The sequence below is a fragment of the Aureimonas flava genome (genome assembly GCF_003583935.1).
GTDB lineage: Bacteria > Pseudomonadota > Alphaproteobacteria > Rhizobiales > Rhizobiaceae > Aureimonas > Aureimonas flava.
On the sequence record NZ_QYRN01000008.1, the window covers coordinates 106540 to 126829 of the forward strand.

Below are 20290 nucleotides of genomic sequence, written 5' to 3' on the forward strand. Positions count from 1 at the left end.
GCAGGCGGCGCGTCGCCGCGCCGCGCCGGCCTCAGGCGAAGAGCTGCCAGCGGCGGGGGCGCACGGTGATCGGCGTTCCCGCCTCGCTCGGGGCGTCGGCCGGCAGCTCCACCTCGATCCGGCGCGCCGGTTCCGCGAGGTTGAACTCGGCCATGCGCGCGCCGCCGACGCGCCGCGTCAGCGAGATGCGGCCCGACAGGCCGCGCGCCTCGGCCGGCAGGACCTCGAAGTCGTGCGGGCGCACGAACATGCGCCAGGCGCCGTCGGCGGCGTCGGTACGTCCCAGCGGCACGCCCCCGCAGGCGATCTCGCCGCCGCGCACCGCCACCGGCAGCTCGTTGGACTGGCCGATGAAGGAGAACACGAAGGGGCTCTCCGGCCGGTCGTAGATGTCGTCGGCCGAGCCCACCTGCTCGATCCGGCCCTGGCTCATCACCACCACCCGGTCGGCCAGCTCCACCGCCTCGTCCTGGTCGTGGGTGACGAAGACCGTGGTGTGGCCGGTGCGCTCGTGCAGCTCGCGCAGCCAGCGGCGAAGGTCCTTGCGCACCTTGGCGTCGAGCGCGCCGAAGGGCTCGTCGAGCAGCAGCACGCGCGGCTCGGTGGCGAGCGCGCGGGCCAGCGCGACGCGCTGGCGCTGGCCCCCCGAGAGCTGCATCGGATAGCGCCGGCCGATGTCGGGAAGCTGCACGAGGTCGAGAAGCTCCTGCGTCCGGCGGCGGATCTCGGCGCCGGGCGGCCGGGAGCGGCGCTCGCGCACCGACAGGCCGAAGCCGATATTGTCGGCCACCGTCATGTGCTTGAACAGCGCGTAGTGCTGGAACACGAAGCCGACGTTGCGCTCCTGCACGCTCTTGGCCGAGGCGTCCTCGTCGCCGAACAGGATCCGGCCGGCGGTGGGGAACTCGAGCCCCGCGATCAGCCGGAGCAGCGTGGTCTTCCCCGAGCCGGAGGGCCCCAGCAGCGCGATCAGCTCGCCCGAGCGGATGTCGAGCGAGACGTCGTGCAGCGCGGGGTAGCGGTCGAATTCCTTGCGGATGTTGTGGACGCCGATCTTCATCGTGGACTTTCCGTCGTCAGTGGCCGCCGCGACCGGCCCGGATGTCGCCGGCATAGCGCCATTCCAGGAAGGTCTTGAGGCAGAGGGTGAGAAGGGCGAGCAGCGCCAGGAGCGTGGCCACGGCGAAGGCGGCCGAGAAGGCGTATTCGTTGTAGAGGATCTCGACATGGAGCGGCATCGTGTTGGTCTCGCCCCGGATCCGGCCCGAGATCACCGCGACCGCCCCGAACTCGCCCATGGCGCGCGCGTTGCACAGGAGCACGCCGTAGAGCAGCGCCCAGCGCACGTTGGGCAGCGTCACGCGCCGGAAGGTCTGCCAGCCGCCGGCGCCGAGCGAGATCGCCGCCTCCTCGTCGCCCGTGCCCTGCTCCTGCATCAGCGGGATCAGCTCGCGCGCCACGAAGGGCAGCGTGACGAAGACGGTGGCCATCACGATGCCCGGCAGCGCGAAGACGATGGGGATCCCCGTCGCCTGCACCAGCCAGTGGAAATAGCCCTGGGCGCCGAACAGGAGCACGAAGACCAGGCCCGCGATCACCGGAGAGACCGAGAAGGGCAGGTCGATCAGCGTGGTCAGCAGCGTCTTGCCGCGGAACTCGAACTTGGCGATCGCCCAGGCGGCGCACAGGCCGAACACGAGGTTCACCGGCACGGCGATGGCCGCGACGGTCAGCGTCAGCCGGATGGCGGCGAGCGCGTCCGGGTCGCTCACCGCCTCGCGGAAGGCGGCGACGCCCCCGCGCAGCGCCTCCGCGAACACGGCCACCAGCGGCAGGAACAGGACCAGCGCCAGGAACAGCATCGCGACGGCGATCAGCGTCCAGCGGACGGCCGGGCTCTCGTCCGTGGGCGAGGGACGGCGGCGACGCGCGGCGCCGGCCGGCGCCGGCGAGTGGGTATCAAGCGCCAAGGCCATGTCTGCGCCGGCTCCAGGTCTGAAGGAGGTTGATGAGAAGCAGGATGGCGAAGGAGATCAGGAGCATCAGCGCCGCCACGGCCGTGGCGGCGGGATAGTTGAACTCCTCCAGCCGGATCACGATCAGGAGCGGCGCGATCTCCGACACGTAGGGGATGTTGCCGGCGATGAAGATCACCGAGCCGTATTCGCCGATCGAGCGCGCGAGGGCCAGCGCGAAGCCGGTGAGCAGCGCCGGCAGCACGCTCGGCAGCACGACGCGGAACACGGTCTGGAAGCGGTTGGCCCCGAGGGTCGCGGCGGCCTGCTCCAGCTCGGCGTCGACCTCCTCCAGCACCGGCTGCACCGTGCGCACCACGAAGGGCAGCGACACGAACACCAGCGCCACCACCACGCCGAGCGGCGAATAGGCGATGCGCAGGCCGCCTTCGCCGAACATGGGCGCGAAGGGGCCGCCCGGCGCGAACAGCCGGCCCACCCAGCCGTTCGGCGCGTAGAGCGAGGTCAGCGCGATGCCGGCCACGGCCGTGGGCAGGGCGAAGGGCAGGTCGATCGCCGCGTCCACCAGCCGGCGGCCGGGAAAGCGGTAGCGCACCAGGACCCAGGCGAGCAGCAGCCCGAACGCGGCGTTCACCAGCGCCGCCACCAGCGAGGCGCCGAACGACAGGGTCAGCGCCGACACGACCCGGCGGTCGGTGGCGAGCGCGAGGAACTCAGCCGGCCCGAGCCCCGCCGCCCGGACGGCCAGCGCCGACAGGGGCAGGAGCACGAGCAGGCTGAGGACGCAGAGCGTGACGCCCAGCGACAGGCCGAAGCCCGGCACCACGCTGGGCTGTCGGAAGCGGAAGGCCGGGCGTCCGGCGACGGTCGAGGCCATGGGGCTCCTGGAAACGGGGCGGCCGGCGGCGCGCCCGGGCGGCTCGATGGGGAAGGTGGCCGGGCTCGCCGGGCCGTCAGTTGGCGGGCCGGTAGATCTGGTCGAAGATGCCGCCGTCGCCGAAATGCTCCGGCTGCACCTTGGCCCAGCCGCCGAATTCGGCGTCGTCCACCGTCACGAGGTCCACCGCCGGAAACCGCTCTAGAAGCGCCTTGTCGGCGACCTTCTCGGGCTCGGACGGACGGTAGAAATGCTTGGCCGCGAGGCTCTGGCCGTCCGGCGAATAGAGATAGTCGAGATAGGCCTTGGCCACCTCGGTCGTGCCCTTGGCGTCGCTGTTGCCCGGCACCAGCGCGACCGGCGGCTCCGCCAGGATCGAGACCGAGGGCACCACGATCTCGAACTGGTCGGGCCCGAGTTCCTCCAGCGCCAGGAAGGCCTCGTTCTCCCAGGCCAGGAGCACGTCGCCGATGCCGCGCTGGACGAAGGTGGTGGTGGAGCCGCGCGCCCCGGTGTCGAGCACCGGCACGTGGCGATAGACATCGCCCACATAGGCCTTCACCTTTTCGGCGTCGCCGCCGAACTGCCGGTCGGCCCAGGCCCAGGCGGCCAGGTAGTTCCAGCGCGCGCCGCCCGAGGTCTTGGGGTTGGGCGTGACGACCTGGACGCCGTCCTTCACCAGGTCGCCCCAGTCGGCGATGCCCTTGGGATTGCCCTTGCGCACCAGGAACACGATGGTCGACGTGTAGGGCGCCGAGTTGTGCGGCAGGAGCGTGCGCCAGTTCTCCGGAATCTTTCCGGTGGCCTTGGCGATCGCATCGATGTCGGCCTGGAGGGCCAGGGTCACGACGTCGGCGTCGAGGCCGTCGATCACGGTGCGCGCCTGCGCGCCCGAGCCGCCGTGCGACATGCGCACGGTGGGCGCGTCCTGCCCCTCGGCCTTGCGATGCGCGGCGAAGGCGGCGTTGAAGTCGCGATAGAGCTCGCGCGTCGGATCGTAGGAGACGTTGAGCAGCGTCTGGGCGGACGCGGGCACCGCGAGGGCCAGGAGCGCGGCGGCGGCCATTCCGAGCGACGGGATGAGGCGCATTCGGGGTTCCTTTCCGGCCTGAGGCCCGAGCTTCGATGAGACGAGGCTATGGGCGCCGGACGGATCGGAACAGGAACAATCTACTAAATCAAGTCAGTTTGTGGACAATTCGATGCTGCGAGCCGCCGGCCGACGTCGGCGGCCCGCAGGGTGCGTCAGGCGGACAGGATCTCCTTCGACGCCACGGAGGAGTCGGCGTTGAGGCGGTAGACGATCGGCACGCCGGTCGCGAGCTCCTGGCCGACGATCTCCTCGCCAGACAGGCCGTCCAGTGCCATGATCAGCGCGCGCAGCGAGTTGCCGTGGGCGGCGACGATCACCGTGCCCCCGCCCAGCACCTGGGGCTGGATGCGGTGGATGTAGTAGGGCCAGACGCGGGCGCCGGTGTCCTTCAGCGACTCCCCGCCCGGCGGCGGCACGTCGTAGGAACGGCGCCAGACGTGCACCTGGTCCTCGCCCCACTTGGCGCGGGCGTCGTCCTTGTTGAGACCGGACAGGTCGCCGTAGTCGCGCTCGTTCAGCGCCTGGTCGCGATGGGTCTCGATGCCGCCCTGGCCGAGCTCGCCCTCGATCAGCGCCAGCGTGCGCTGGGCGCGCGACAGGACGCTGGTGAAGGCCACGTCGAAGCGCAGGCCCGCCGCCTTCAGCCGGCGGCCGGCGGCGCGCGCCTCCTCGACGCCCTGCTCGGTCAGGTCCGGGTCGCGCCAGCCGGTGAAGAGGTTCTTGAGGTTCCATTCGCTCTGGCCGTGGCGGACGAGGACGAGGGTTCGGGACATCGGGCAGGCTCCCTTGGGGGTTGAAGGTCGGGTCAGAGGCCGAGAACGTCGCGCATCGAATAGAGGCCGGGCGGCCGGTTCCGAGCCCAGAGCGCCGCGCGCAGGGCGCCGCGCGCGAAAATCGCCCGGTCCTCGGCGTGGTGCGACAGGGTGATGCGCTCGCCCTCGCCCGCCAGGATCACGTCGTGGTCGCCCACCACCGAGCCGCCGCGCAGGGTGGCGAAGCCGATCGTTCCGGCGGCGCGGGGCCCGGTGTGCCCGTCGCGGACGCGCACGGAGGTCTCCGCGAGGTCGATCCCGCGCCCTTCGGCGGCGGCCCGGCCGAGGAGCAGCGCGGTGCCGGAGGGCGCGTCCACCTTGTGGCGGTGGTGCATCTCCAGGATCTCTATGTCGAAGGCGTCCGGCCCGAGCGCGCGCGCCGCCTGCTCCACCAGGACGGACAGGAGGTTGACGCCAAGGCTCATGTTGCCGGACTTCACGATCCGCGCGCCCTGCGCCCCGGCCGCGGCGATGGCCTCGTCGTCCGCAGCGGAGCACCCGGTCGTGCCGATCACGTGCACCAGCCCGCGCCGGGCCGTCTCGCGCGCCAGGAAGACGCTGGCCGCCGGGGCGGTAAAGTCGATCACGCCGTCGCCGGCCGCGAGCGCCGCGTCGAGATCGTCGGTCACGGGGACACCGAGATGCCCGGCGCCCGCGAGTTGGCCCGCGTCGCTGCCGAGCGCCAGCGAGCCCGGCCGCTCCAGCGCGGCGGCCACGGTCAGGTCCGGCGCCTCGTGCGCCAGACGCACCAGCGTGCGGCCCATCCGGCCCGCCGCCCCCAGAATCACCAGCCGCATCGCGTCCATGCGCGCCCCTCCTTCAGTCCACCGTCTCGCCCGCGCCCGACTGGAGCGCGTGGAAGCGTGCGTAGAGCCCGTTCGGGCGCGCGCTGAGCTCGGCATGGCTGCCGGTCTCCACCACGCGGCCGCGCTCCACCACCAGGATCTGGTCGGCGCCCACCACCGTGGAGAGGCGATGGGCGACCACCAGCACGGTGCGCCCGCGCATCGCCTCCTCCAGCGCCCGCTGCACCAGCATCTCGGAGCGCGAATCCAGCGCCGAGGTGGCCTCGTCCAGCACCAGGATCGGCGCGTCGCGCACCAGGGCGCGGGCGATCGACAGGCGCTGGCGCTGGCCGCCAGACAGGGTCGCACCGCCTTCGCCGACCGGCGTCTCGTAGCCCAGCGGCTGGGCCAGGATGAAGTCCTCCGCCTGGGCGCGGCGCGCCGCCTCCTCCACCTCGGCGTCGTCCGCCTCGGGCCGCCCGAAGCGGATGTTGTCGCGGATCGTGCCCTCGAACAGAACCGGCTGCTGCGGCACATAGGCGATCTGCGTGCGCAGGGAACGCTTGGTGACCTCCCGGATGTCCTGGCCGTCGATCAGGATATGGCCCGAGGCCGGGTCGTGAAACCGCTCCAGCAGCGACAGGACCGTGGACTTGCCCCCGCCCGACGCTCCCACCAGCGCCGTGGTCCGCCCGGCCGGCGCGGTGAAGCCGACGCCGCGCAGGACCTCCTCACCGCCGGGATAGGCGAAGCGCACGTCCTGGAACACGATCTCGCCGCGCGCCACCTCCAGCGCCCGCGCGCCCGGCGCGTCGGCCTGCCGGGGCGGCTCGTCCAGGATCTCGTAGATCATGCGCGCGTTGACCAGCGCCTTCTCGAGCTGCACCTGCAGCCGGGCCAGCCGGCGCGCCGGGTCGTAGGCGAGGAGCAGCGCCGTGATGAAGGCGAACATGGCGCCGGGCGAATAGCCGTAGACGATGGAGCGGTAGCCCGACCAGGCGATCACGGCGGCCACGGCGAGGCCGGCCACCGTTTCCGTCACCGGACCGGACCGCTCGGTGATCGCCGCGATGCGGTTGGAGCGCTCCTCCGCCTGCCGGATCAGCCCTTCGGTGCGATCGCGCAGCAGCGCCTCCATGGTGAAGGCCTTCACCACCTGGATGCCCTGCGCCGTCTCCTGCATGGAGCCCAGGACGCGGGCGTTGAGGTCCACCGACTGGCGCGTCGCCTTGCGCAGCTTGCGCGACAGGGTGGAGATCATGATCGCGATCGGCGGCCCGGCGGTGAGCGCGATCAAGGACAGGACCCAGTCCTGCCAGATCATCGCGGCCACCAGGAACACCAGGGTCAGGAGGTCGCGCGCGAGCGAGGTGACCGTGAGGTTCAGCGTGTCGCGCACGCCCGAGACGTTCTGGTTGATGCGCGCGGCGAGCTGCGCCGATCGGTTCTCGCTGTAGAAGTCGACCGACAGCTCGGTGAGATGCGCGAAGAGCCGGCGCTGGTAGCGCGCCACGATGTCGTTGCCGATCCGCGACAGGATCACGCCCTGTCCGTAGGAGGCCATCCCCCGGATCAGGAACGAGAGGAACACGGCGAAGGGCAGCGAGAACAGGACCGCGCGGTTGCCCTCCACGAAGATCTGGTCGATCACGTCGCGCATGATCCAGGCGAGGAAGGCCGTGGTCAGCGCCACCAGGATCAGGCACACGATCGCCAGGGCGTAGCCGCGCACGTGCTCTCGCCCGTTCTCCGCCAGGATCCGCCTCAGGAGGCGCAGCGCCTCGCCGCGCTCGGCCCCGTCCGACAGCGACAGGCTCTTCTTGGTTCCGATCAACGCCACCAACCCTCGTTCGGCGGCTCTATAGCGCGTCGCCGCGAGGCTGCCTACCGGGCGCGAATTCGCGCCCTCCCGTCAGGCGATCCAGCGCCGGCCCGCCGTTTCCAGGCCGTAGAAGCGGGGCGTGCGGGCGTAGGCGGCAAGGCCGGCGAGCGCAGCCAGCGGCTGGGTGATCACGAACAGCGGGATGTCGCGCAGCAGATCGCCGTGTGGCGCCTTGTCCTCGAAGGCGGCGCGCATCTCGGCGGCCCGGACCACCGGGATGATGCGCTGGAAGATGCCGCCGGCGATGTAGACCCCGCCGCGCGCCATGAACAGGAGCGCGAGGTCGCCGGCGAGTCGCCCGAGATACACGGCGAAGAGCTGCACGGCCTCGCCCGACTGGTGGTCGCGCGCGTTCAGCGCGGCCTCGGTCACGGCCGCCGGGTCGGCATGGACCGGGGCGACGCCGTCGGCCGCGCACACGGCGCGGTAGAGATTGACGAGGCCGCGCCCGCACAGGATCTGCTCGCCCGAGACGCGGCCCCCGATCGTTTCGAGATGCGGCCAGATGGCGGCGTCGCGCGCGGTTCGCGGGCCGAGATCGACATGGCCGCCCTCGCCCGCCACGGGAATCCACATCCGGCGCGCGCGCACCAGCCCGGCGACGCCGAGGCCCGTGCCGGGCCCGACCACGACCCGGCTCGCCCCCTCGCGCACGGTGCCCCCGCCGATCGCCTCGCGCCCGCCCTCGGGCAGCGCCGACACGGCGAGCGCCTGCGCCTCGAAGTCGTTGAGCACGATGACCTCCTCGAAGCCGAGGCCGCCGATCAGCGTGCGCGGACGCACCACCCAGGGGCAGTTGGTGAGGTCGATCTCGTCGCCGTCCACCGGGCCGGCGATGGCCAGGACCGCCGTGGCAGGGCGGATCGAGGTCTTGTCCAGGACGGCGGACTGGATCGCGTCGTCGATGTTGGCGAAATCGGCGGTCTGGACGGTGGGAAAAGCCTTGGGCTCGGCCAGCGCGTCGGGGAGAATCGCGAAGCGGGCGTTGGTGCCCCCGATGTCGCCGATCAGGATGGGAAACTTCAGACTGTCGGTCGTGTCGGCGACATGAACCATGGGACATCCCATCTCATCGTTTGACGATCGCCATAACACCGCGGCGCCGCCGGCAAAAGACGCCCCCGCCGGGGCGCCCGTCGCCGAGCCGGTCGACGCGCCCCATTTCGTGGACTATCCCGAGTCTCATGAACGCAACCAAGGACGACCCGCTTGCGATCCGCATCAGCCGCGCGCTGGCCGACCGCATCGTCACCGGCGCGATCGCGGCGGGAGCCCGGTTGCGCCAGGACCACGTGGCGGCGGAGTTCCAGGCCAGCCATGTGCCGGTGCGCGAGGCCTTCCGCCGCCTCGAGGCGCAGGGGCTCGTGGTGAGCGAGCCGCGACGGGGGGTGCGGGTCGCGAGCTTCAGCCCCGACGAGGTGCGCGAGGTCGCCGAGATGCGCGCCTCGCTGGAGAGCCTCGCCCTGCGCAACGCCTTCCCGCACCTGACGCGCTCGCTCCTGGACGAGGCCGGCCGGATCGTGGAGGCGGGCGACCAGGCGCGCAGCGTGCAGGCCTGGGAGGAGGCCAACCGGGCCTTCCACCGCACGATCCTCGGCCCGTGCGGCATGCCACGCCTGCTGCGGACCATCGAGGATCTCCAGGCGGCCAGCGCGCGGTTCCTGTTCTCCGGCTGGCGCGCGGAGTGGGACGCGCCCACGGACCGCGATCACCGGGCGATCCTGGAGGCGCTGCGCGCCGGCGACCGCGACCGCGCCGCCGGCACGCTCGCGCGCCACGTGCAGCGGGCCGGACAGGTCGGTCCATCGGCACCGCCGCGCTGACAGAGGAATTTATCTATTATTTGCAGGTCTATTGATCGAATCGCCGCAGACGGCAATGCTCCGCCGATCAGATCCCTAGAAATAATAGATAAAGATGATGCGCGATCCCTCCACCTCCCTTCCCGCCATCCGGTCGCGGCGGCTGCCCGTCGTGCTCGCCCTGCCGCTCGGCGTCGCGCTGATGACGCTGGCCGCCAAGGTGCAGGTGCCCTTCTGGCCTGTTCCCATGACCCTGCACACCATGGCGGTCATGGGCTTCGCGGCGTTCCTCGGCCCGCGCCGCGCCGCGACGATCTTCCTCGCCTACCTCGCCGCCGGCGCCGCCGGCCTGCCGGTGTTCTCCGGCACGCCCGAGCGCGGGATCGGCCTTGCCTACATGGTCGGGCCGACGGGCGGGTACCTCGCCGGGTACCTGGTCGCCTGCGCGCTGGTGGGACATCTCGCCGCCGGGCGCGGCGCCCTCGGCCGCTTCGCGGCGATGCTGGCGGGGCTCGTTCCGGTCTACGCGCTGGGCGCGGCCTGGCTGACGCTGTTCGTCCCGGCCTCCGAGGTCTTTGCGACGGGCGTCGCGCCGTTCGTTCCGGGGGACGTCGTGAAGATCGCCATCCTGACGGCCGTCTTCGCGGCGCTGGCGCGCCGGACCGCCGCCCGATGAGCGCCGACGACGGCCGAATCCGCCACGACTGGGTGGTGGACGAGATCGCGGCGCTGCTCGGCGCGCCGCTTCTCGACCTCGTCGGCCGCGCCCAGGCCGTGCATCGGCAGCATCACGATCCGAACGCCGTGCAGCGCGCGAGCCTCCTGTCGATCAAGACGGGCGGCTGCCCGGAGAACTGCGCCTACTGCCCGCAGTCGGCCCATCATCGCGAGGTGGACCTCACGCGCGAGCGGCTGATGCGGCCGGAGGCCGTGCTCCGGCTCGCCGAAACGGCGCGAGCGGCGGGCGCCACGCGCTTCTGCATGGGCGCGGCGTGGCGAGAGGTGCGCGACGGCCCGGCGTTCGACGCCGTGGTGGAGATGGTGGAGGGCGTCGACGCGCTGGGCCTCGAGGCCTGCGTGACGCTCGGCATGCTGAAGCCGCACCACGCCGAGCGCCTCGCGCGGGCGGGCCTCAAGGCCTACAACCACAATCTCGACACCTCGCCCGAATTCTACAGCCGCATCGTCACCACGCGGACCTACGAGGACCGACTGGAGACGCTCGCCGCCGTGCGCGCCGCCGGCATCGACCTGTGCTGCGGCGGCATCATCGGCATGGGCGAGAGCCTCCGGGACCGGGCGAGCCTCCTGCAGGTGCTGGCCGGCTTCGATCCCCATCCCGAGAGCGTGCCGATCAACGCCCTGGTGCCCGTCGCCGGCACGCCGCTCGCCGGGCGGCGGGAGGTCGACGCGCTGGACCTCGTGCGCATGGTCGCCGCCGCGCGCCTGACGATGCCTAAGGCGCGCGTGCGCCTGTCGGCCGGACGAGCCGCGCTCGGCCGCGACGCGCAGATCCTATGCTTCCTGGCCGGGGCAAACTCGATCTTCTATGGCGACACGCTGCTGACCACGCCCAACGCGGGGATCGGCGAGGACGCCGACCTCCTGGCCGCGATCGGCCCGCTCGCGGACAAGGCGCCGGCGTTCGCGGCGGCGGCCTCCTGACCGCTCGCCGCGCTCAGCCGTTGGGACGGAAGCGCGGCATCGGCAGGCGTCCGGCGTCCGGCACGGCGGCCGGCGGCACCGGGGCGGCCACCGGCGGACGGGCGGCCGGCACCGGCTCCGGCGCGAGCGCCATCGGCGCCGCCTCGACGGGCGGGGCGGCGCGCGCGGCCACCGGCGCACCGCCGGCGTCGGGCTGCTTCAGCACCGCCGCGCAGGCGCGCGGCAGCGCGGCCAGGAAGATCGGCGGCGGCTTCTTGTAGGGCTTGGCGTTCGGCGGCGGCGGCTGGAGCGCCACGTTGAACCACCAGTCCAGCTTGTCGCAGCCGTCGCCCTTGCCGGTGGATTCCTGCGGCTGGCAGTTGGGCGAGCCCGGCTGGCAGACCATGCGGACGTGGAAATGGTAGTCGTGGCCGTACATCGGCCGCACCTTGTTGAGCCAAGCCCGGTCGCGCCCGGCCGTGCGGCAGAGCTTCTCCTTGATGCCGGGATGCACGAAGATGCGCTCCACCTCGGGCTCGCGCGCGGCGGTGCGCAGGAGCTTCAGCATCTCCGGCCGCCAGCGCCGCTCGTCGACATGGCGGGTGCGCGGGTCGATCACGGAGGGCAGCGGCATGCCGTCCCGCTCCTCGTCCGAGAGGCGGCGGTTCGGCATCTCGGTGAGATAGATGTCGGCATCGAGGCCGATCTGGTGCGAGGCGTGGCCGTCCCTCATCGGGCCGCCGCGCGGCTGGGCCATGTCGCCGAACAGGAGGCCGCGCCAGTTCGCCTCGCGCCGCGCGTCGACCGACAGGCGCTGGAGCAGCGCGATCATCGCGGGATGGGCATAGGCGCGGTCGCGCGAGGGCTTCATCACCTGCCAGGTCGGCCCGTCCTTGGGCATCTCCATGCCGCCGGCGAGGCACCCCTTGGAATAGAAGCCGATGCTCTGCGGCGCGGCGGCCGAAGGGTGACGCTCGGCCGAGAACAGATCCTTGGCCGCCGGCTCGGCCCGCGCCGCGCCGCCGAGTGCGAGCGCCAGCGCCAGCGCCAGTGCGAGGGCCCGTCCCGGCCCCATCGATCCCGCCATGCCACAACCCTCCGTTCGGCCGCGATGAGCCCCACAGATCGGCCGAAACTATGGCCGGCGGTTGACCTGGAGCTTGCGCGGGGCGTGGCGCCTCAGACCGGGACGGGCGCGCCCGCCTCGGCCGAGCGGTAGAAGGCGTCGATGACGCGCTGATTGAGCACCGACTCCTCCAGCGTGAACAGCGCCTCGCCCGAGCCCGCGACGGCCCGTGCGAAGGCCTCGGCCTGGAGCCGGTACTGATCGACCCCGCCGAAGCGCGCGGTCTCGGCATGGCCGTGGCCGCAGTCGTGCAGGTGCACGGCGGCGTCGCCGTAGATCCCCGCGTTGAAGGGCGCGTCCACCTCGATGAAGCCCCCCGTGCCGTGGAACACCATGGTCTGGCGCGCGGCGAGCTGGGTGGCGACGTAGAAGCCGAGGCGGAAGTCCTCGAACTCCGCCTCGCACTCGGCCAGGATGTCTGTGCCGAACCGCTCGTCGCGCTCGATCCGGGCGCGCGCGGCGCGCGGCTCCAGGCCCGTGGCGAAGCGCGTCGCCACCACCGGATAGACGCCGATGTCGGGCAGGCCGCCGCCGCCGAGCTCGAGCCGGTTGCGCATGTTGGACGGGTCGTCGTTGAAATAGGAGAAGGCGCCCTGCACCAGGCGCAGGCGGCCGATGCGGCCCGCCGCGATCCACTCGCGCACCTTGGCCCATTGCGGATGGTGGCGCACCATGAAGGCCTCCGCCACCACGACGCCGGCGCGGTCGCGCGCGGCGATCACGGGCGCGATGTCCTCGGCGCGCAGGGCCAGCGGCTTCTCCACCAGCACGTGCTTGCCCGCCTCGGCCGCCCGGACCGCCCACTCCACGTGCTGCGCGGTGGGAAGCGGCACGTAGACCGCGTCGATCTCGGGCGAGGCGAGCAGCGCCTCGTAGGAGCCGAAGGCGCGCGGCGCGCCGAAATGGCGCGCGAGCTCGCGCGCCCGCCCCTCGTCGCGGCTGGCGATGCCCTCCACCACGCAGCCCTCCGCCTTCAGGAGCGCCGGAACGACGTGCTCGCGGGCGATCTTGGCGCCCGACAGAATTCCCCAACGCAGCATGGCCGCCTCCCCTTCTCCCTTGTGCCGGCCCTCGGGTCCGGCTCCGTCGACCGGCTCGCCTGCCCCGCTCAGGCGCGCAGCCGGCCGCCGGTCGCCTTCTCCACCGCCGCCACGATCTTGGCGGAGGCCGCCTCGAGATCCTCGTCGGTGAGCGTCTTCTCCGCCGGATTGAGCGTCACCTCGATGGCCACCGACTTGGCGTTCTCGCCGAGCGCGGCGCCTTCGAACACGTCGAACAGGCGCACCTCGCCGATCAGCTTGCGGTCGGCCCCCTCGGCGGCGCGGATCAGACGGATCGCGTCGACGCCCCGGTCCACCACGAAGGCGAAGTCGCGCTTCACCGGCTGGAAGGGCGAAAGCCGCAGCACCGGCTTGGTGCGCGTCGCCTTGCGCTTGCCCTCCGGCACCTCGTCCAGGAACACCTCGAAGCCGGCCGCGGCGCCCGACACGCCGAGCGTCTTCAGCGCGCGCGGATGGAACTCGCCGAACTCGGCCAGCACGGTCTTCGGACCGAGCTTGATCCGGCCCGACCGGCCCGGATGGTACCAGGAACTGGCGGGCGTCTCGAACTGGAGCCGCTCCACCGGCACGCCCACGGCCTCCAGCACGGCCAGCGCGTCGGCCTTGGCGTCGAACACGCCGACGGGCGCCGCGTTGCCGGCCCAGTCGCGCCCGGCGCCGGCATGGCCCGCCGTGCCCCGTCGCACGCCGCCCGCCACGCGCGCCTGGCCGTCCGGCTCGTCGGAGCGGTAGACCGACGCCACCTCGAACAGCGCCAGGTCGCCGAAGCCGCGCTGCGTGTTGCGCTGGGCCGCCTGCAGGAGGTTGGGCAGCAGGGAGGGGCGCATGTCCGACAGGTCGGCCGCGATCGGGTTCTCCAGGCTGAGATGGGCGGCGCCCCCGCCGAACGCCCGGGCCGCCTCCGCAGAGACGAAGGAATAGGTCACCGCCTCGGCGAGGCCCCGCGCGGCGAGCGTGCGCCGGGCGGCGCGGTCGCGCAACTGGCGCGGCGTCAGGATGCGGGCGTTGACGCCCGCCAGCGGCGGCAGCGGCCGGGGCTCGATCGTGTCGACGCCCACGAGGCGCATGATCTCCTCCACGAGATCGGCCTTGCCCTCGATGTCCGGGCGCCAGGACGGGGGCGCGACGCCCGCTTCGTCGCCGCGCCGCTCCACGGCGAAGCCGAGCCGGGTCAGGATCTCGACCTGGCGCTCGGGTTCGACCTGGAGGCCGGTCAGGCGCTCCACCTCGGAGAAGGGGAAACGGATCGGCTCGCGCGCGTCCGCGCGCGCGGGCACCACCAGCGCCTCGCTGGGCGTGCCGCCGCACAGGTCCATCACGAGGCGAGTGGCGAGCTCGAGGCCCGTCGCCATGAAGGCCGGGTCGACGCCGCGCTCGAAGCGGTAGCGCGCGTCGGTGATGATGCCGAGCGAACGGCCGGTGCGGGCGATGGCGAGCGGCTCCCACAGCGCCGATTCGATCAGGACGTCGGTGGTGCGCTCGTCGCAGCCCGACGCTTCGCCCCCCAGGATGCCGCCGATGGATTCGGGGCCCCGGTCGTCGGCGATCACGCAGACCTTCGGGTTCAGGGCATGGGTGCGCCCGTCCAGGCCGACCAGTTCCTCGCCCTCGCGCGCCTGGCGCACCACGAGCCCGCCCGCGACCTTGGCCGCGTCGAACACGTGCAGCGGCCGGCCCCGATCGAAGGTCATGTAGTTGGTGACGTCGACCAGAGCGTTGATCGGACGCAGGCCGATCGCCTTCAGCCGCTTCTGCATCCATTCGGGCGAGGCGCCGTTGCGCACGCCCGACACGCGGCGCAGCGCGAAGCCGAGGCAGGTCGCGCTGTCGACCGAGACCGGCACCGGGCAGGCGCCCTCGCCCGCCACCGGCTCCACCGCGTCGCCCTTCAGCGTGCCGAGGCCGGAGGCCGCGAGATCGCGCGCGATGCCGTGGACGCCCGTCGCGTCCGGCCGGTTGGGCGTCAGGTTGATCTCGATCACCGGGTCGGCAAGCCCGGCATAGTCGGCGAAGGCGGTGCCCACGGGCGCGTCGTCCGGCAGGTCGATGATGCCGTTGTGCTCGTCGGACAGCTCCAGCTCGCGCTCCGAGCACATCATGCCGAAGCTCTCGACGCCGCGGATCTTGCCGATGCCCAGCGTCACGTCGAGGCCGGGCACGTAGGTGCCCGGCAGGCCCAGCACGCCCACGAGACCGGCGCGCGCGTTGGGCGCCCCGCAGACGACCTGCAGCGGCTTGCCGTCGTTGACGCCGGGCCCGGCGTCAACGGTCAGCACCTGGAGCTTGTCGGCGTCGGGATGGCGCGCGGCGGCGAGGACGCGCGCGATGGTGAAGGCGCGCATGCCCGCCTTGTCGTCGAGCGATTCCACCTCGAGGCCGATGGCGGTGAGACGCTCGGCGATCTCCGGCAGGGTGGCGTCGGTGTCGAGATGATCCTTCAGCCAGGACAGGGTGAACTTCATGACGGGCTCGATGGTCTGGAACGAAAAGGGGGCTCGGGCGCGGGCCGGAGCGGGACGGGATCAGGCGCGGTCGGCGACGTCGTCGGCCGCCCGGCGGACCAGGCCGCTGGCATGCACGAAGCGGTACACCGAAAGGGCGACCAGCGCGAACACGAGGTTGAGGATCAGGAGCGTGCCCAAGGGCTCGGCGGCGTCGAAGGCGAAGCGCGCGATCACCGTGGGCAGCAGGATGCCGACGCCCAGCGAGCCGAGAACGGCAGGCGTCGCCGGCAGGTTGGCGTAGAGCACGGCGAAGATCGCCACGGTGACGAGGGCCAGCACGTAGACGGAGGCGGACCCCGCCAGCGCACCGAAGGACACCGACAGGAACAGCCAGCCGAACACGGCCGCGACCAGCGTGCCGATGATCGCGCCGGCGATCACGGACACCGCTTCCACCACGGCGGTTCGGGCGATGCCGGCGGCGGATCGGGCCATGGGATGCGTCTCCTCGTTGGACCCGGCGCGGGCCGGGCGGACGGTCGCGGCTGTGATGCCCGCCTTTGGCCCCAGGGTCAAATGGGCACCGCCCGAACGCGGCTCAGGGGGCGCGTGGGTCCTGCATGAAGCCGCGCCGCACGAGGTCCTGCGTGTCGCCGACCCGAAGCGAGCCCGGATAGGCGAGCGAGAGGTCCGCGCCGAACCCGTCGGCTTCGCTGATCTGGCGGTAGAACATCGAGCCGCCGAAGTGCTGGCCCTCGCGGGCGAGACGCGGGAACTCCTCCACCGAGGCGGCCGAGAACTTGAAGTGGAGGAGCACCGCGTTGACCGGGGCGAAGTTGCGCGCGATGGGCAGCGGGCCGTGGATCGAACCGCCGGCCAGCGAGGTCGCCTCGTCCACCAGGATCAGGGGAAACTTGGTGAGGCGGATGGCGTTGCCGAAGAGGCGCGTGCGCGGCCCCCCGCGCACCGCCAGGGTGAACTTCTCGGCCCGGATCTCGTAGCCGTCGCCGTCGATCATCGGCGAGACCTCCAGCGGATGGCGTCCGCCGGACGGATCGGCGTCCCGCAGCGCGCCCGTGGGGTAGAGGTCCAGCATCGGCGCGAGGCAGCGCTTGCGGCCGGCCCGCTCGAGATCGGCGATGAGGTCGGGGATCCGTCGCGTCTCGCTGCCCGGAAAGACCAGGAACTCGTCGGCGTCGACGTTGAGATACCAGCGACCGCGCCCGTAGAGCGTGAACAGCGCGTCGCGCCAAGCGAGGCCGCGACCGCCCTCGGCGAAGGAGGCCGCGGCGGTGAAGAGGTCGACGTCGCCTTGGGCCGCGAGGCGCTCGGCCGTGCCGTCGGTGGAGCGGTCGTCCACCAGCACGAAGCGGGTGACTCCCAGGCGCCGGTAATGGTCGAGGAAGGCGTCGAGATAGGCCGCCACGTTGCGCAGAACGCAGACCAGCGCGAGATCGCCGGCCGCGAGCGGGCGCACCGGCCCGGCCGGCGTCAGCCCGGCCCCGGCCGCATCCGCCGCCGGCGGGGCACGGCGCCGGTAGCGCCGCTCTCGCAGCGCGAGCGCCAGCCGCCGGAGCGGCGACAGCCGCCCGATCGCCGCCCAGTCGGCGGGATCGGCCACGGGGTAGCGGACGCCGTGCGCCATTCTCCAAGGCTCCCTAGCTGCTGAGCCCCCCGAACAGTGTCGGCATGTCGAGGGGACGGAAACCGTAATGCTCGACCCAGCGGATGTCCGCGTCGAAGAAGGCGCGCAGGTCCGGCATGCCGTATTTCAGCATGGCGATGCGGTCGATGCCCATGCCCCAGGCGAAGCCTTGGTACTCGTCCGGGTCGAGGCCGACGCCGCGCAGGACGTTGGGATGGACCATGCCGCAGCCGAGGATCTCCATCCAGTCCGTGCCCTCGCCGAAGCGCACCTCGCTGCCCGAGCGGTCGCACTGGATGTCGAGCTCCATGGAGGGCTCGGTGAACGGGAAGAAGCTCGGCCGGAAGCGCATCTCGAGGCTCGGTACCTCGAAGAACGCCTTGCAGAACTCGGTCAGCACCCACTTCATGTTGGCGATGTTGGCCGTCCGGTCGACCACCAGCCCCTCCACCTGGTGGAACATGGGCGTGTGCGTCGCGTCCGAATCCTGCCGGTAGGTCTTGCCGGGGATCACGATGCGGATCGGCGGGCGCGAGGCCTCCATGGTGCGGATCTGCACGGGCGAGGTGTGGGTGCGCAGGAGCTTGCGCTCCGCTCCCTCGCGCGGCTTCAGGAAGAACGTGTCGTGCATCTCGCGCGCCGGGTGGCCTTCGGGAAAGTTCAGCGCGGTGAAGTTGTAGCGGTCGGTCTCGATGTCGGGCCCTTCCGCCACCGAGAAGCCCATGTCGGCGAAGATCGCGGTGATCTCGTCCACCACCTGGGAGATCGGGTGGATGCGCCCGCGACCCACGGCGGCGGGACGCACCGGCAGCGTGACGTCGAGCGTCTCGGCGGCCAGGCGCGCGTCGATCGCGGCTTCGGCCAGCCGTTCGCGCTTGGCGCCCATCGCGTCCTGCACGCGGTCGCGCAAGCCGTTGAGCTTCGGCCCGAACTCGCGCCGCTCCTCGGCGTCCATCCGGCCGAGGCCCTTGAGCAGGTCGGAGATCTCCCCCTTCTTGCCGAGGGCGGCGAGGCGCACGGCCTCCAGCGCGCCCTCGTCGGCGGCTTGGTCGATGTCCTGGAGATAGCGGGCTTCGATCGCGGACAGGTCCGTCACGGCGGGTCCTCACGGGCAGGCGGCAGGATGCCGGAGGGCGCCAAAGGCCGCCCGGCGGCGCCTTCCTACAGCATCGACCGGCCGAGCAAAACGCTTTTCGCTCCGGGTCCTACAGGGACGGGCCGCCGTCCTCCTCGCTCCAGGTCGCCGCGGGCCTGGGCGCCAGCGGCCCGGGCATCGGGTCGACGCCCGTCAGCGCGGCCAGGAGGAAGGTCGTCGCCGCGACGTAGCGCAGAAGGTCCCCGCCGTTGTGAAGACGCAGCAGGAGGCGGCCGGGCCCGAGCGTCCAGGCCAGCCGGCAGAGATGGAGGCGCAGCCGCGTGGAGGCCGTCTCGGGCGCCCGGGCACGATAGGCGGCCATGGCGCGCAGCGGCGTCTGGGGATCGATCGCCCGATGGCAGACCTGGAAGAACAGGAGCCAGAGGTCGCGCGCCTGCGCGTCGGACAGCGGCATCGCCGCCTCCGGCTCCTCCTCGAAGTCGAACCAGACGAACCGCCCGCCGCCGAGCGGCGCCGTGTCGCGCGGGTGGGGACGACCATGGCACAGGCCGGCGGCGTGGATCTCGGCCAGCGAGCCGGCGAGCGCGACCAGGAGGGCGTCGTGCCGCGCCGTCTCGCCCTCCAGCCGCAGCCGCTTCAGGACGGCCTGCGTGTCCGAACCGGCGTCGGAGGCGCTGAGCGCCGTCGGCCCGGCGGGCGCCAGGTCGGGCACGGCGATGCCGGCCGCGCGGAACCGGGCGCTCTTGCGCAGCTCTCGCGCCACGCGCTGGCGCGGGTCGGCCGGCGGCGAGGCGCTCCAGATGCCGGCCGGCAGGATGGCGGAGAGGCGGGCATGGACCCGGCAGCCGAACGAGACGCCCTCCTTGCCGAAATCCTTGATGAACACGGACCGGCCGTCCGGGCCGGTCGCGCGCAGAACACGCCCCTCGCCGCCGTCGCCTGATCCCGTTCCGCCTGCCGCCCGCACCGTTTTCCGCTCCGCCGATCGCTTCGCCGGCGGGGATCGCGCTCGCCGCGCCGCCGCCTCAACCTCTGGTCGAAACGGCTAGCACGCCTGTCATGGAACTGTCATCCGAAACTCGCGAAGGCCCGGGCGAGCCGGGTCGCGGACCACGAAAAAAGGCCCGCGACGGTGTCCGTCGCGGGCCTTTTGGGTCGTCGATCCCGGAAGGGCGCTTCGCCTCAGGCGGCGCGCTTCTCGCCCACGGCGCGGGCATGGGCGGTCTCGCTCTCGTCCTTGATGTAGCCGAGCGCGGTGCGCGCCTGCTCCACCAAGGCGGCGAAGGCCTCCGGCTCGTGGATCGCGATGTCCGAAAGCACCTTGCGGTCCACCTCGATCCCGGCCTTGTTCAGGCCGTCGATGAAGCGGGCGTAGGTCAGGCCATGCTCGCGCACGCCGGCGTTGATGCGCTGGATCCACAGGGCGCGGAAGTTGCGCTTCTTGACGCGGCGGTCGCGCGTGGCGAACTGCTTGGAGCGGTCCACGGCCGCCTTGGCGGCGCGGATCGTGTTCTTGCGGCGGCCGTAGAAGCCCTTGGCGGCCTTCAGGACCTTCTTGTGCTTGGCGTGGGACGTGACGCCCCGCTTGACGCGTGCCATGATCTTATCTCCTTGAAATCTTTAGGGCCCGACCGCGTTCAGCGGTTGTAGGGCATGTAGATCTTGACGATCTTGGCATCCGCCTCGCTGAGGATCATCGTCCCGCGCGAGTCGCGAATGAAGTCGTTGGAGCGCTTGATCATGCCGTGGCGCTTGCCGGCGGCGCCCGCCTTGACCTTGCCCGAGGCGGTCATGCGGAACCGCTTCTTGGCGGCCGACTTGGTCTTCATCTTGGGCATTTTGCTCTCCTCGATCGGAAAATCGCGCCCCGCATCGACCGGCCCGGACGGGCGGCCGAATCAAATCCCGTGAAGGATCGGGGGAAACACGACAGCATCAGAACCGGCACGGCATGCCCTGCCGGCCGGTTCGCGTGAACGGGCGGCTTATACAGAGACCGCCGGCACGACGCAAGATAGTGCCGGTCGCGTCGAGAATCCGACCGATA

At 72.1% G+C, this 20290-nt stretch carries 20 protein-coding genes; 3 read left to right on the plus strand and 17 right to left on the minus strand.

The window, feature by feature from the left end; translation table 11 throughout:
• Positions 1 to 31 precede the first annotated feature (31 nt).
• The 8 genes from D3218_RS15420 to D3218_RS15455 all read right to left on the minus strand — a co-directional run bounded on the left by D3218_RS15420 (position 32) and on the right by D3218_RS15455 (position 8481).
• Complete coding sequence (locus tag D3218_RS15420; RefSeq protein ID WP_119541075.1) at positions 32 to 1060, minus strand: sulfate/molybdate ABC transporter ATP-binding protein; 1029 nt, start codon at positions 1058 to 1060, stop codon at positions 32 to 34.
• Positions 1061 to 1076: 16 nt separating this feature from the next.
• Entirely contained in the window at positions 1077 to 1976 is a 900-nt protein-coding gene (gene cysW / locus D3218_RS15425) for a sulfate ABC transporter permease subunit CysW (RefSeq protein ID WP_119540964.1), read from the minus strand.
• Positions 1960 to 2853: a sulfate ABC transporter permease subunit CysT gene (gene cysT / locus D3218_RS15430; protein WP_119540965.1), complete on the minus strand. Its 894-nt coding sequence runs from the start codon at positions 2851 to 2853 to the stop codon at positions 1960 to 1962. Before cysT ends, cysW begins: the two co-directional genes overlap by 17 nt.
• A gap of 76 nt (positions 2854 to 2929) precedes the next feature.
• Complete coding sequence (locus D3218_RS15435) at positions 2930 to 3943, minus strand: sulfate ABC transporter substrate-binding protein (protein ID WP_119540966.1); 1014 nt, start codon at positions 3941 to 3943, stop codon at positions 2930 to 2932.
• 155 nt (positions 3944 to 4098) lie between these two features.
• Positions 4099 to 4719 (minus strand): 2,3-bisphosphoglycerate-dependent phosphoglycerate mutase, encoded by a 621-nt coding sequence (locus D3218_RS15440; protein WP_119540967.1) that lies wholly within the window; start codon positions 4717 to 4719, stop codon positions 4099 to 4101.
• Positions 4720 to 4751: 32 nt separating this feature from the next.
• The gene (dapB, locus tag D3218_RS15445; protein ID WP_119540968.1) at positions 4752 to 5564 is read right to left on the minus strand and encodes a 4-hydroxy-tetrahydrodipicolinate reductase; all 813 of its coding nucleotides are present in this window, start codon (positions 5562 to 5564) and stop codon (positions 4752 to 4754) included.
• Positions 5565 to 5577: 13 nt separating this feature from the next.
• The gene (locus D3218_RS15450) at positions 5578 to 7374 is read right to left on the minus strand and encodes an ABC transporter ATP-binding protein (protein WP_245415070.1); all 1797 of its coding nucleotides are present in this window, start codon (positions 7372 to 7374) and stop codon (positions 5578 to 5580) included.
• 81 nt (positions 7375 to 7455) lie between these two features.
• Positions 7456 to 8481 (minus strand): glucokinase, encoded by a 1026-nt coding sequence (locus D3218_RS15455; protein WP_119540969.1) that lies wholly within the window; start codon positions 8479 to 8481, stop codon positions 7456 to 7458.
• Positions 8482 to 8609: 128 nt separating this feature from the next.
• On the opposite strand from D3218_RS15455, the gene D3218_RS15460 reads away from it, so the two are divergent.
• The 3 genes from D3218_RS15460 to bioB all read left to right on the plus strand — a co-directional run bounded on the left by D3218_RS15460 (position 8610) and on the right by bioB (position 10892).
• Entirely contained in the window at positions 8610 to 9248 is a 639-nt protein-coding gene (locus tag D3218_RS15460; RefSeq protein WP_119540970.1) for a GntR family transcriptional regulator, read from the plus strand.
• Between the two features lie 94 nt (positions 9249 to 9342).
• A complete protein-coding gene (locus tag D3218_RS15465; RefSeq protein WP_119540971.1) occupies positions 9343 to 9903 on the plus strand; it encodes a biotin transporter BioY in 561 nt (186 codons plus the stop codon).
• The gene (bioB, locus tag D3218_RS15470) at positions 9900 to 10892 is read left to right on the plus strand and encodes a biotin synthase BioB (RefSeq protein ID WP_119540972.1); all 993 of its coding nucleotides are present in this window, start codon (positions 9900 to 9902) and stop codon (positions 10890 to 10892) included. The genes D3218_RS15465 and bioB overlap by 4 nt, the downstream gene beginning before the upstream one ends.
• 13 nt (positions 10893 to 10905) lie before the next feature.
• Here bioB and mepA read toward each other — a convergent pair whose 3' ends face one another.
• From mepA to rpmI, 9 genes are all read right to left on the minus strand, one after another.
• Entirely contained in the window at positions 10906 to 11958 is a 1053-nt protein-coding gene (gene mepA, locus D3218_RS15475; RefSeq protein ID WP_119540973.1) for a penicillin-insensitive murein endopeptidase, read from the minus strand.
• A 92-nt stretch (positions 11959 to 12050) separates the two neighbouring features.
• On the minus strand, positions 12051 to 13037 hold the full coding sequence (locus D3218_RS15480; RefSeq protein ID WP_119540974.1) for a Gfo/Idh/MocA family protein: 987 nt from the start codon (positions 13035 to 13037) through the stop codon (positions 12051 to 12053).
• A gap of 68 nt (positions 13038 to 13105) precedes the next feature.
• Complete coding sequence (gene pheT / locus D3218_RS15485) at positions 13106 to 15520, minus strand: phenylalanine--tRNA ligase subunit beta (RefSeq protein WP_119540975.1); 2415 nt, start codon at positions 15518 to 15520, stop codon at positions 13106 to 13108.
• Positions 15521 to 15580: 60 nt separating this feature from the next.
• Positions 15581 to 15997, minus strand: a complete 417-nt coding sequence (locus D3218_RS15490; RefSeq protein ID WP_119540976.1) for a hypothetical protein — start codon at positions 15995 to 15997, stop codon at positions 15581 to 15583.
• Positions 15998 to 16100: 103 nt separating this feature from the next.
• Positions 16101 to 17147 carry a glycosyltransferase family 2 protein gene (locus tag D3218_RS15495; protein WP_119540977.1) on the minus strand — a complete coding sequence of 349 codons (1047 nt, stop codon included), beginning with the start codon at positions 17145 to 17147 and terminating at the stop codon, positions 16101 to 16103.
• A 13-nt stretch (positions 17148 to 17160) separates the two neighbouring features.
• On the minus strand, positions 17161 to 18243 hold the full coding sequence (gene pheS, locus D3218_RS15500; RefSeq protein ID WP_119540978.1) for a phenylalanine--tRNA ligase subunit alpha: 1083 nt from the start codon (positions 18241 to 18243) through the stop codon (positions 17161 to 17163).
• A gap of 109 nt (positions 18244 to 18352) precedes the next feature.
• The gene (locus D3218_RS20385) at positions 18353 to 19129 is read right to left on the minus strand and encodes a BUD32 family EKC/KEOPS complex subunit (RefSeq protein ID WP_136625113.1); all 777 of its coding nucleotides are present in this window, start codon (positions 19127 to 19129) and stop codon (positions 18353 to 18355) included.
• A 296-nt stretch (positions 19130 to 19425) separates the two neighbouring features.
• Positions 19426 to 19842 carry a 50S ribosomal protein L20 gene (gene rplT / locus D3218_RS15510; RefSeq protein ID WP_119540980.1) on the minus strand — a complete coding sequence of 139 codons (417 nt, stop codon included), beginning with the start codon at positions 19840 to 19842 and terminating at the stop codon, positions 19426 to 19428.
• Positions 19843 to 19880: 38 nt separating this feature from the next.
• Entirely contained in the window at positions 19881 to 20081 is a 201-nt protein-coding gene (gene rpmI / locus D3218_RS15515; RefSeq protein WP_119540981.1) for a 50S ribosomal protein L35, read from the minus strand.
• Between the last annotated feature and the right edge of the window lie 209 nt (positions 20082 to 20290).